Below are 12423 nucleotides of genomic sequence, written 5' to 3' on the forward strand. Positions count from 1 at the left end.
CAAAAATTAATTTTGATGCTCGATGCTGTGAGTGCCCACACAGATTGCTTGATTCAAATTGTTAAAGAGCGTTGCAACGTTTCGTCGCTGCGGGATTGGCATTCTACTCAACCGCCTTCTCGAGTCAAGCCTTATTTGGTAAGGCTTTTTTCGAGGCACCGACCAGCTTGTTTGCGTTGCCGCTTGCCCTGTCGATGTGGCGCATTATAGAGAGATTGATCGCGCTGGCAAGGGGCCAACTGCAATAAAACTGTAAAAATCGGCACTTTATGAGTTATTCATAACCAACCACAGCTTTTATACAAACTTATCCACAGAATCCGCACCGAATTGCTAGAATGGCCGAAAACAAGGAGGCCGAGATGGACCTGAGACTGAGACCTTACAAGGGAAAAAGCCCACAACTGGGAGCCCGAAGCTATGTAGACCCCTGCGCCACCCTGGTGGGAGACATCCAGCTCGGTGACGATGCCAGCATCTGGCCCATGGTGGCCGCTCGGGGGGACGTGAACCACATCCGCATCGGCGCCCGCAGCAATATTCAAGATGGCACCATATTGCACCTCAGCCGCAGGAGTGCCAGCAACCCCGATGGCTATCCCCTGCTGATCGGCGAGGATGTCACCGTCGGTCACAAGGCCATGTTGCATGGTTGCACCATAGGTAATCGGGTGCTGATCGGCATGGGCGCCATCATTCTCGATGGGGTCGTGGTCGAAGATGAGGTGATGGTGGGTGCTGGCAGTCTGGTGCCGCCAGGCAAGCGACTAGCGTCGGGCTTCCTTTATATGGGCAATCCGGTGAAGCAGGCTCGCCCCCTCAAACCCGCCGAGATAGCCTTCCTCAAGACGTCGGCCGATAACTATGTCCTACTCAAGGATGAATACCTGCAAGAAGCCTGATAATGAAAGACCCGGCCCTGATGTGATCTCGGGCCGGGTCTGCATTCACAATGTGTCCTCTATATAAGGAGGAGAGCTACGCCCTTGCTATTAATGGGCCTGATCCCAGTTGTCACCCGTTCCGGCTTCCACGACCAGGGGGACATGCAATTCGGCCGCCCCCGACATCAGTGCCTTGATGAGGGGCACATACTCTTCAACCTTGTCCGCCCGGACTTCGAACACCAGTTCATCGTGAACCTGCATCATCATGTGGATGGAGTCATCCTCAATGCCGTTCAGCCATGCCTCGACCTGGATCATGGCGCGCTTGATGATATCCGCCGCAGTCCCCTGCATGGGGGCATTGATAGCCGCGCGCTCGGCACCTTTGCGCAGCCCCGCGTTACGGGACTTGATGTCAGGCAGATAGAGGCGACGGCCGAACAGGGTCTCGACATAGCCCTGCGCCTCGGCCTGCTGGCGAGTGCGCTCCATGTAGTCGAGCACCCCCGGGTAGCGTTCGAAATAGAGATCCATGTATTTCTGCGCTTCGGCACGGCCGATCCCCAGCTGCTTGGCAAGGCCAAAGGCGCTCATGCCATAGATCAGGCCGAAGTTGATCGCCTTGGCACTGCGGCGCATGTCGGTGGTCACCGCATCCAGTGCAACGCCAAATACCTCGGCGGCGGTCGCCTTGTGGATATCCTTGCCCTCGGCAAAGGCGGTCAACAGCCCCTTGTCTCCGGAGAGGTGCGCCATGATGCGCAGCTCAATCTGGGAGTAATCCGCCGCCACCAGTTTGTAACCCGAAATGGGCACGAAGGCCTGACGAATACGGCGTCCCTGTTCGTTGCGGATGGGAATATTCTGCAGGTTGGGATCGGTGGACGAGAGTCGGCCGGTCGCCGCCACCGCCTGATGATAGGAGGTGTGCACCCGTCCGGTCTGGGACTTGATCATCAGCGGCAGCTTGTCGGTATAAGTCGACTTGAGCTTGGCTAACGTGCGGTGTTCCATCAGAAGCCGTGGCAACTCATAGTTCTCGGCCAGCTCGGCCAGCACCTCTTCCGCCGTGGAAGGCGCCCCCTTGGGAGTCTTCTTGATGATGGGCAGTGCCAGCTTGGTGAAGAGTATCTCTCCAAGCTGTTTCGGGGAGGAGAGGTTGAACTCCTGACCCGCCAGCTCGTGAGCCTGACCCTCCAGCTCTTTGAGACGCTGCTCTATCTCCTGGCTCTGTTGATGCAGCAGCTTGGGATCTATGGTGGTGCCCAGCAGTTCCATGCGTGCCAGCACCGGCAACAAGGGCAGCTCTATCTCCTGGAACACCTTGACCAGGGAAGGCTCCTGAGCAAGCTGGCCCCAGAGAGCGTGATGCAGGCGCAGGGTAATGTCGGCATCTTCCGCCGCATAGGGGGCGGCTTGTTCCAGCTCAATCTGGTTGAAGGTAAGCTGCTTGGCGCCCTTGCCGGCGATCGCCTCGAACGAGATGGTGTCCACCCCCAGATACTTCTTGGCCAGGGAGTCCATGTCGTGACGGCTGGCAGTGGAGTTGAACACATAGGATTCGAGCATGGTGTCGAAGGCGATACCCTGCAGGTCGATGCCATGATTGAGCAGCACGTTACGGTCGTATTTGAGATTCTGACCCACCTTGAGGCGGGTGCTATCTTCCAGCAGCGGCTTGAGCTTGCCCAGTACCACCGCCTCGGTCAGCTGAACCGGCGCCCCCAGATAATCATGGCCAAAGGGCACGTAGGCGGCTTTGCCTGGCTCGATGGCGAACGAGACGCCGACGACGCGCGCCTCCATGTAATCGAGACTGGTGGTCTCGGTGTCGAAGGCAAACAGCTCGGCCGTGGCCAGCTTGCCCAACCAGCTGTCAAATTCAGCCTCGGTCAAGACACACTGATAGTCGGTCTCGATGACAGCGGCCTTGTCTGACTCGGCCTGTACGTCTTCATTAGCAGTGGCATCGTCACTCCCCTCCAGCTCCTTGACCAGGTTGCGCAGCTCATATTCCCGGTAGACGGCCAGCAGTGACTCCTTGTCGATAGGGCCCAGCACCAGCTGCTCAAGGGATTGCTCCAGCTCAACGTCGGTCTTGATGGTCGCCAGCTCATAGGAGAGCCGCACTTGCGGCTCCTGCTCGCGGAACTTGTCGGCAAATGCTTTGGAGCCACGAAAACCCAGGGCGGCGACCTTGTCCAGATTGGCGGCGATCTGGTCGATGCTGCCGATCCCCTGCAGCAGGGCCAGCGCCGTCTTCTCACCGACGCCCGTCATGCCGGGGATGTTGTCGACCTTGTCCCCCATCAGGGCCAGATAGTCGATGATGAGTTCCGGCGGCACGCCAAACTTCTCGATGACACCCTCCCTATCGGTCTTCACATCCTTCATGGTGTCGATCAGGGTGACATGGTCAGAGACCAGCTGCGCCATGTCCTTGTCACCGGTGCTGATAAGCACCGGCAACTGCTTCTCGGTCGCCTGGCAAGCCAGGGTCCCTATCACATCGTCGGCTTCGACCCCCTCGATCATCAGAAAGGGGAAACCCATTGCCTTGATCATCTTGTGGATGGGGGCAACCTGACTGCGCAGATCATCCGGCATGGGCGGGCGCTGAGCCTTGTAGTCCGGATAGATGTCATCGCGGAAGGTCTTGCCTTTGGCATCGAACACCACAGCCACATGACTGTCGGGGTACTGTTTGCGCAGGCTGCGCATCATGTTGGCCATCACCCGCACGGCGCCACTTGGCAATCCGGTCGAGGTACGAAGGTCAGCCTGTTGGGAGGCGAAGAAGGCGCGATACAGGTATGAAGAACCGTCGACCAGAATGAGGGGATTGCTAGGGGCCATGAAGTCGTCCTGCCAGAGAAATAAACAGCCGCTAGGATGCCACAGGGGCACGGCAGCACCAAGGGGGCTGGTCTAGCCGATTACTGGCTGAATGCCAACCAAAATCTGTGGATAACTCTGTGTCTAAAATAGCAATGCAGCAGCCAACCCTGTGATAAAACACAGAGACAAACAAAAAAAACATTTAAAACCAAAGACATACAAAGCAACAGCGATGTGATGTTGCAGCTTTGATGATCTAGGCAAATGTGGAAAAAATTTTAAGGGGATTGGTAAGGCAGGATCCAAAACGAAACAATCCTAGCACAGCACTGTGACTTGACCAGTCGGGGGTGAACGATAACCATACCAAAGTGCCAGTTTCCATCCTGGCTCACATTTTCGACAACCAGGAGTATCCCCATGAAAAAAGTGGCCGTGATCTTGAGTGGCTGTGGTGTGTTTGATGGCAGTGAAATCCATGAAGCGGTGATCAGCCTGCTGGCCCTGGCACGCCAAGGCGCAACGTATCAGTGCTTTGCCCCCGATGTTCCCCAGCTGCATGTCATCAATCATCTGACCGGAACGGTCAGTGAGGGAGAGAGCAGAAACGTGCTGGTCGAGGCGGCCCGCCTCTGCCGCGGCCAGATCCGTGATGTGGCCGAGCTAGATGGCGCCGACTTTGACGCCCTGTTGCTGCCAGGAGGCTTTGGTGCGGCCAAAAATCTCTGTGATTTTGCCGTCAAGGGCGCGCAATGCCAGATCCAGCCGGACGTGCTCAAGGCGTGTCGAAGCTTTGCCAATGCCCGTAAGCCCGCCGCCTATATCTGCATCTCCCCCGCCATGATCCCCCTGGTTTATGGCGCTGGCACCCTGGCCACCATAGGCAATGACCCAGATACTGCCACCGCCATGGAGACCATGGGCGCCAGCCACCTCGACTGCCCGGTCAACGAATGCGTGGTCGATGAGGAACGCCGGGTTATCTCGACCCCGGCTTACATGCTGGCCAATAACATAGTCGACGCCGCCGATGGGATAGAGAAGACGGTCAAGCGGCTGCTCGCTATGTGTTGAACGCTACTCCAGAGAGTCAGGGACTGGTTGAGGGTCTGCGAGCTGCATCACACACCTTGGCACTCTGATGTCAGCAAAGAAAAGGCCGCTCCATGAGCGGCCTTTCAGCGTGCAGCGGCGGATCGTTTAGATGGCTTCGTCCATCTGATCGATCTTGCCGAGCAGGGCGCGCAGACGCTCTTGCCAGGCAACGTGCTCATTGCGCAGTTGATGGTTCTCATCTTGCAGCTGATTGTTCTGCTGCTTCAGATCGTCCAGTTCCATCTTCAGCAAAGAGATGTTGTCGACGGCGGATTGGACTTTGGATTCGAGTTGTTCAAGGACTTCTAATGACATGATGCCTACCTATTTGTTCAATTGCGATGCCCCACAGAGGGCGATTCCAGCGCGTGAGGCCAGCATACCCTGAGCCGCTCGGCACAAACAAGCCGGAGCGAGGGAAAATGGGGTCTCAACGCCCTCCCAGCTCAAATCTGCGTCTATTTCCTTCACATCAGCCTCTGCCTCAGCCAGACCAGGCCAGGTAACCCCCAATCAACAGGCAGGCGACCAGATACATGAGGGCTCCGTAGAGCAGATTCCAACGCAGCAGCAGGGCAGCACTCAGGTTGTAGCGAGCGGCCAGCGCCAGGTTGGACCCGGACAGCGGGCTGGTCCCCGTCGCCAGTCCCCAGCCAAGCAGGAAGCACATGCCGAGCAGGCTGGGATCCGGGTTCAGGGGCCAGATCAGGGGAGCCAGACCCGAGATGCTGATCAACGGATGCACCCCGAAGATGGCGACCACCAGCATGAACAACAGGGTCAAACAGGCTTCGAGCCAGCCGAAGTGATTGAACAACGGCAGACCGTGATCGCCGAAGGCAAAGGTGGAGAGAGCGCTGTTGATGCTGGCCGCCAGCAGACCCGCCCCGAGGAACAACACCAGCTGGCCACCAATGGCGGGGAAACGCTCCACCACCTGGCGCTTGAGCGCCATGGCACGCCCCTGAGACGGCATGAATACCAGGGCAAGGGCGGGTGCCACCAGGGCGATCACCGCCAGAATGCTGAGTGCAGGCCAGAGCTGCTTGACCACTACCACCACCACGGCCAGGGCCACCGGCAGGAGCAGGGTCTGCAAGCGCAGCGGGTAGCCTTGAAATTCCGCTATGGCTCCCAGCCTCTCCACCTGCCAGGCGGTGATCCCCATGGCCAGCAAGGCACCGACGATACCGAACGGCATGATGCTTGCGAGCTGCATCCCTGGGGCATAGGTCAGGGCAACGGCCATGGCCACGAAGAAGGGTGACCAGAAGGCGGCAGCGCAGAAGATACGGCTGAGCACCATCACCTGACGCCGCTCCAGGCTGTTATTGCGCTCCAGGCGATCACCGATGATGAAGAGCACAGACAGGTTGATGACGGCGCCGAGCAAATTCAGGCTCGCCATCGTGCTCCACAGTCCTTTGCGCCCCGACCATGCGTTAGTGCCGCCCTGCAGGCCGGCACTGGCCAGGTTGAGGGTACTCACGGCGGCAAACATGGTCAGCATATTGATGTTGGGTAGCAGCCAGTCCCCGAGGGAGAGACTGGCGCCGCGCCAGAGGGAGAACAGCAGTAGCAACAATGCGGCGCCATAGAGTGCCATGGCTTGCCGTTTTGCCGCCCCCGCCAGCCTGGGCCAGGTCAGCAATGAGGCGAGCCAGGCAGCCAGCGCCGCTGGCCAGGGCGAGACCCCCCCGTAAAGATGCAGCAGGTTGAGCAGCCACATTGCCAGGATCAAGTATCCCGACCACAACTTGGCCATGAGCCCGCCTTAATGAGAGTTCAGAGACACTGGTCCATGTCCAGCGAGGGTTTGTCACAGTCGGGATGGCCCACTATCTTGGCGGGCACGCCGGCGACGGTCGTATGGGGGGGCACCGGGTTGATCACCACGCTGCCCGCCCCTATCTTGGCGCCCATGCCGACCTCGATATTGCCGAGCACCTTGGCGCCCGCCCCTATCATGACCCCTTCACGGATCTTGGGATGGCGATCGCCACCCGCCTTGCCGGTCCCGCCCAGGGTGACGCTCTGCAAGATGGAGACATCATCCTCGATCACCGCCGTCTCGCCGACCACAATGCCGGTGGCATGGTCGAACATGATGCCCTTGCCGATCCGGGCCGCGGGATGCACATCCACCCCGAACACCACGGATATCTGGTTTTGCAGATAGAGCGCCAGTGGCCTGCGCCCTTGCATCCATAGCCAGTTGGCAACCCGATAGCCCTGCAGGGCATGGAAGCCCTTGAGATAGAGCAGTGGCGTGGAGAAAAACTCGACCGCAGGATCGCGCTCCTGCACGGCGCAAATATCCGCAGCCACCACGGCCAGCAGGCCAGGATCGCTACGCAGCGCCAGTTCTATTACTTCGCGCAGGACGATGGCGGGCATGGTGGCGCTGTCGAGCTTGTTCGCCAACTGGAAGCTCAAGGCCGAGCGCAGCGTCTCATGATTGAGAATGGTGGAGTGGAAAAAGCTGGCCAGCATGGGCTCTTCCGCCGCCATCCTGCCCGCTTCCTGCTGAATTTTTTGCCACGTGTGGGCAACCAGATCATCCATGTTACTGCCTACTGTTGTTCGATTGGAGGGCCTTGCTGTTCCTTGAGCACCACTGAGATGGGGTCCATATGTATGATGACATCCATCCGCTCAAACCCTTGGCGCACCGCCATTTCCGCCTCATCGGCGATCTGGTGGGCCTTGACCAGGGGGAGCTGATCATCCAGCTCAAGGTGCAACTGTACAAACCGGGTGGGGCCGGATTGGCGAGTACGCAGGTCGTGGACCCCATGTACGCCTGGGACCTGACAGCAAAGAGTTATTATTCTCGCTTGTTCCTCCTCTGGCAACTGGCGATCCAGCAGCGCCTGTACCGATTCATAGCCAATCTGGATGGCACCCCATACCAGGAACAAGCCAATCACTATGGCAAAGAGACCATCCGCCCAGAACCAACCCTGCCCCGCCAACACCAGGGCGAGCAAGACGCCCGCGTTGAGCAGCAGATCGGATCGGTAGTGCAGCATGTCCGCCTTGATGGCCACACTGCCGGTGCGCGCCACCACCCATCGCTGGAAAGTCACCAGTGCCAGGGTCAACACTATGGATCCCGCGCTCACCCATATCCCCGCCTCCAGCCGCACTATGGGATCCTGCTTGAGGAGAGAAGAGATGCCGTGCATCACCAGCAGCAGGGCAGAGCCCGAGATGAAGGCTGACTGGACCAGCCCGGCCAGAGACTCTGCCTTGCCGTGACCGAATTTGTGCTCTTCATCGGCGGGTACCAGGGCATAGCGGATGGCAAACAAGTTGATGAGGGAGGCACTGACGTCCATAAAAGAGTCGGTCAGTGAGGCCAACAGGCTGGAGGAGTCGGTCATCAACCAGGCAATCAGCTTGGCGGTGATAAGCAGGCTCGCGGTGCCGACGGCAGCCACGCTGGCCAGGGTGACCCAGCGGGAATATTGTTGATGGCTCACAACCGGCTTTCCTCTTGCGGTTAAAAAACTATTATACCCTGACCCTGCCTTCTCTTTGGCGCGAAAAATGATCGGAACTGGCGACAGATGAACAGAATCCTGCTGGTCGATGACGACCTGGACCTCACCCAACTACTGCACGAGATCCTGACCCTGGAAGGCTTTCAGGTCACCGTGGCCGACGACGGTGAACAGGGGCTGCAACGCCTGGCAGAGCAGGCGTTCGACCTGATATTGCTGGATGTCATGATGCCCAGACTCAACGGGTTCGCCATGCTGGCCCGCCTGCGCGAGCACCTCGACACCCCTGTGTTGATGCTGACCGCCCGGGGAGACAGTCAGGACAGAGTCAATGGCCTTGAAGCGGGCGCCGATGACTACCTGGCCAAGCCATTCGACGACCGGGAATTGCTCGCCCGCATTCGCGCCATACTGCGCCGTACTCAGCACTCCAGCACGCAAAAGCTGGGTGCCGATGAAGTGTCGTTTATGGACATTCAGCTACAACCCGGCTTGCAGCAAGCTCGCTGTGCCGGAAGAGAGCTGGATCTGACCGCAACCGAATTTGGCTTGCTCGAATGCCTGCTGCGCAGCCCGGGCCAGATCATCAGCAAGAAACTGCTGTCCGAGCAAGTACTTGGCAAGAAGCTCGAACCCTTTGATCGCGCCATCGACATGCATCTGAGCAACCTGCGCAAGAAGCTGCCGGAGCGGCCCGATGGCCAGCCCCGCTTCAAGACAGTGCGGGGCCGCGGCTATCTCTGGCTGGAAGCAACATGAAACCCCACAACATCCACGGCCTCTCCAGCCAGATCTTTCTCTGGTTCTGGAGCATGTTGCTGCTGATCCTGGCAGTCGTGATCAGCCTGCCATCCCTGGATCCCCGCAACACCATCCCCCTGCCCCCCAAAGAGCAGCTCTACATGAAGCAGCACGTCAGTGCCCTGCTGCAGGGGACCCCCCCCGACCAGGCGTTCGACTTGCAGCAGGCACTGCAGGTCGCCGGTTTGATGCAGGTGGGCAGCATCTATGTGCGGGACCAGGATGGTCAGGTGCAGTCCACCACGCCACCGGACAAGTTCGTGATGCGCTTCATGTTGGAGGTGGACCAGCTGACCAGCCCCATGATGGGCCGGGACCATGATGACGCCATCGCCGGCCCCTTCCTGCTCGAGCACAATGGCCACAGCTACCATGTCTACTTCGGGCTCAATGTCGATAACCCTTATCTGTTTCTGGTGATCCAGATCCTGGATCACCCCGTGCTGATCCTGCTGGTCGCCATGTTGATCAGCACGCCGCTCTGCCTGCTGCTCGCCATGCGGCTGACCCGCCCCATCCAGCAATTGCAGCAGTCTGTCTCCCAAATTGCGGCCGGTGAGCTGGAAACGCGCATCCCCAATCTCGAGAGGCGGGATGAGATAGGCCAGTTGGCCGATAACGTCAGCCACATGGTGGAGACGCTCAAGCTGATGATCCAGAAGCAGAAGCAACTGCTCTCCGATATCTCCCACGAGCTGCGCAGCCCGCTCACCCGCATCCAGCTCGCCCAAGCCCTGATCCGCCGCAAGCAGGGTGACAGCAACGAGCTGGCAAGGATCGAGTCTGAGATTGGTCGGCTCGACAAGCTGATCGGCGACCTGCTCGATCTCTCCCGTGCCCAGCAACACGTGGAAGCGCCGGGCCACCATCAGCTCGCCGACCTGCTCGATCCCATACTGGATGACGCGCTGTTCGAGGCTCACCAGAGCGGCAAACAGCTCAGAGTGCCTCCCTTGCCCGATATTGCCCTGCGGATGTGGCCGGAGCTGCTGGCTCGCGCCCTGGAAAACCCGCTGCGCAACGCTCTCAAATACGCCACTGACTTGATCGAAGTTGACTGGAGCAGCACGGATCAGCACTGGATCATGACCATACGCGATGATGGCGCCGGGGTACCCGCCGATCAGCTGGCACTGCTGTTCCAGCCTTTCTACCGGGTCGATGATGCTCGTAACAGTCAGACCGGGGGCACAGGATTGGGACTCGCCATCGCCGCCGAGGCGGTGCGCCGCCACTGCGGCACCATCACGGCCGGCCATAACGAGCCCCATGGCCTGCTCATCACCATCACCTTGCCGTTGACCTGAGTCTCTTTTCATTGCCGCGGGTGCTGGGTATGCTGGCGCCCCTTCAGGCCCCTATCAGGATGTTGTCATGCTCGACATAGTGCTCTACCAACCGGAAATTCCCCCCAATACCGGCAATATCATCCGACTCTGTGCCAATACCGGCTATCGGCTGCATCTGATAGAACCCCTGGGTTTTGAGTGGGACGACAAACGGGTAAAGCGCGCCGGACTGGACTACCACGAGTTTGCCGAGGTGAAGCGTTGGCCCAGCTTCGAGGCTTTCATGACCGGGATAGCCCCTGCCCGCGTGTTTGCCTGTACCACCAAGGGCAGCCGAGCGCACTCGGCCGTCCACTTCGCCCTCGGTGATGCCCTGCTATTTGGCCCGGAGAGCCGTGGCCTGCCCATGGAGATCATCGAGAGTCTGCCCCCCGAGCAACGGTTGCGCATCCCCATGGTGCCCCAGAGTCGCAGCATGAATCTCGCCAATGCGGTGTCCGTGTTTGTCTACGAGAGCTGGCGTCAACTGGGCTACCAAGGCGCCCAGTAATCGACCCGGAAAGGGTATGCCCTAAACAAGAAGAGCCCCTTTGCTAGCAAAGGGGCTCTCTCATTCTGGCGGAACGGGGCAACTGTGCGGCCACTTAGCCGCAGGAGGCAAGCAGTCGACCATCGCGCTCCATGCGCCAGCAGAGCAGGCCAAGACTTAAGCCCCGGCCGACCATGAGCGCCGCCATCGCCGCCCAGAGCGCACTGCTGCCCAGCGGCTGACATAGCCACCAGACCGGGAAGAAGCCAGCAAATACGGCGATCAACATGCTGTTACGCATCTCTCTAGCCCGGGTTGCACCGATGAAGATCCCATCGAACAGGAAGCACCAGACCGCCAGCAGCGGCATGACTACCAGCCAGGGCAAGTTGCGCTGCGCCTCCAGTATCACCTCTGGCAGAGAGGTGATACTGGCGATCAGGGCCTGGCCCGCCAAGCCAAATATCAGGGTGAAGCCCGCGGCTACCAGCAGGGCCCACCCCAGATTGAGCACTATCACCTCCCGCAGCCCCTGCCTGTCACGACGACCGATGGCACGCCCCACCATGGCCTCGGCGCCATAGGCAAAACCATCCAGCCCGTAAGAGATCAACATCAGCAGATTGAGCAGGACAGCATTGGCCGCCACCGTCACATCACCGAGCCGGGCCCCTTGCAGCGTCATGAAGGCAAAACAGAGTTGCAGGCAGAGAGAACGGATGAAAATATCCCGATTCAGTCCCAGCAAGCGCAACAAGGCTGGCCACTGCCGCCAACGGCTCAAGGCACCTTGCCAGACATCTGGCGCAAGGGATCGCAGGCGGCGACTCACCAGCCAGATGCCCACCCCGAGTGCACAGTAATCGGCGATGAGGGAGGCTGCCGCCGCCCCCTTGACTTCCCAACCCAGCCCCAACACGAATAGCGCATCCAGCACCATGTTGATGAGATTGCTCAGGATCAACAGTGCCATTGGGCTGCGCGCATCCTGCAATCCCAACAGCCAGCCCATGATCACCAGGTTGCACAGCGCCGCAGGCGCACTCCAGATGCGCACGGCCACATACTGACCCGCATAGTGTTGCACTTCGGCCGAGCCCCCGCTCAAGCCGATGATATGTGGCAGCAGCGGCAACACCAGCGCCATGACCAACACTCCCATGACCAGGGCCAACCCCATGGCTCGGGCCAGGGTATCGAGCAGATCCCGGCCGCTGGCCGCGCCATGGGCTTGCGCCGTCAGCCCTGTGGTCGACATGCGCAGGAAGCCGAGCAGCCAGAAAATCAGGTTGATCAGGGTCGCACCGACCGAGACACCGCCAAGAAACCAGGCCTGGCTCAGATGACCGATGACCCAGGTATCCACCAGGCCGAGCAGCGGGGTAGTGATGTTGGAAAAGACCATGGGTAGCGCCAGGGCGAACACGGCGCCATGGCGGGCGGGGTCCCGTAACCAGGCTGGCAAAAGAGACATGAAC

At 59.6% G+C, this 12423-nt stretch carries 11 protein-coding genes; 5 read left to right on the forward strand and 6 right to left on the reverse strand.

Going from position 1 to position 12423, the window contains the following annotated elements; translation table 11 throughout:
* Positions 1 to 362 precede the first annotated feature (362 nt).
* A complete protein-coding gene (locus M2367_RS18165) occupies positions 363 to 902 on the forward strand; it encodes a gamma carbonic anhydrase family protein (protein ID WP_259237632.1) in 540 nt (179 codons plus the stop codon).
* Positions 903 to 992: 90 nt separating this feature from the next.
* Here the strand turns inward: M2367_RS18165 and polA are convergent, their stop codons facing one another.
* Positions 993 to 3743 (reverse strand): DNA polymerase I, encoded by a 2751-nt coding sequence (gene polA, locus M2367_RS18170; RefSeq protein WP_259237634.1) that lies wholly within the window; start codon positions 3741 to 3743, stop codon positions 993 to 995.
* A gap of 402 nt (positions 3744 to 4145) precedes the next feature.
* Between polA and elbB the strand changes: the two genes are divergently transcribed.
* Positions 4146 to 4799 (forward strand): isoprenoid biosynthesis glyoxalase ElbB, encoded by a 654-nt coding sequence (gene elbB, locus M2367_RS18175; RefSeq protein ID WP_042042725.1) that lies wholly within the window; start codon positions 4146 to 4148, stop codon positions 4797 to 4799.
* A gap of 126 nt (positions 4800 to 4925) precedes the next feature.
* Here elbB and M2367_RS18180 read toward each other — a convergent pair whose 3' ends face one another.
* The 4 genes from M2367_RS18180 to M2367_RS18195 form a co-directional block, all read right to left on the reverse strand.
* Entirely contained in the window at positions 4926 to 5135 is a 210-nt protein-coding gene (locus M2367_RS18180) for a cell division protein ZapB (protein ID WP_042042726.1), read from the reverse strand.
* A gap of 169 nt (positions 5136 to 5304) precedes the next feature.
* Positions 5305 to 6585 carry a hypothetical protein gene (locus tag M2367_RS18185; protein WP_259237640.1) on the reverse strand — a complete coding sequence of 427 codons (1281 nt, stop codon included), beginning with the start codon at positions 6583 to 6585 and terminating at the stop codon, positions 5305 to 5307.
* A 20-nt stretch (positions 6586 to 6605) separates the two neighbouring features.
* Entirely contained in the window at positions 6606 to 7385 is a 780-nt protein-coding gene (gene cysE, locus M2367_RS18190) for a serine O-acetyltransferase (protein WP_042042730.1), read from the reverse strand.
* An 8-nt stretch (positions 7386 to 7393) separates the two neighbouring features.
* Positions 7394 to 8305, reverse strand: coding sequence for a cation diffusion facilitator family transporter (locus M2367_RS18195; protein ID WP_042042732.1), 912 nt, complete (start codon positions 8303 to 8305; stop codon positions 7394 to 7396).
* Positions 8306 to 8392: 87 nt separating this feature from the next.
* Between M2367_RS18195 and M2367_RS18200 the strand changes: the two genes are divergently transcribed.
* From M2367_RS18200 to trmL, 3 genes are all read left to right on the forward strand, one after another.
* The gene (locus M2367_RS18200; RefSeq protein ID WP_259237642.1) at positions 8393 to 9085 is read left to right on the forward strand and encodes a response regulator; all 693 of its coding nucleotides are present in this window, start codon (positions 8393 to 8395) and stop codon (positions 9083 to 9085) included.
* Positions 9082 to 10434: an ATP-binding protein gene (locus M2367_RS18205; protein ID WP_259237646.1), complete on the forward strand. Its 1353-nt coding sequence runs from the start codon at positions 9082 to 9084 to the stop codon at positions 10432 to 10434. Before M2367_RS18200 ends, M2367_RS18205 begins: the two co-directional genes overlap by 4 nt.
* Before the next feature lie 67 nt (positions 10435 to 10501).
* On the forward strand, positions 10502 to 10966 hold the full coding sequence (gene trmL, locus M2367_RS18210) for a tRNA (uridine(34)/cytosine(34)/5-carboxymethylaminomethyluridine(34)-2'-O)-methyltransferase TrmL (protein ID WP_259237648.1): 465 nt from the start codon (positions 10502 to 10504) through the stop codon (positions 10964 to 10966).
* A 94-nt stretch (positions 10967 to 11060) separates the two neighbouring features.
* Here trmL and dinF read toward each other — a convergent pair whose 3' ends face one another.
* On the reverse strand, positions 11061 to 12419 hold the full coding sequence (gene dinF, locus M2367_RS18215; protein WP_259237650.1) for an MATE family efflux transporter DinF: 1359 nt from the start codon (positions 12417 to 12419) through the stop codon (positions 11061 to 11063).
* Positions 12420 to 12423 lie beyond the last annotated feature (4 nt).

The organism is Aeromonas sp. BIGb0445, from assembly GCF_024809075.1.
Classification (GTDB): Bacteria; Pseudomonadota; Gammaproteobacteria; order Enterobacterales; family Aeromonadaceae; genus Aeromonas; species Aeromonas rivuli.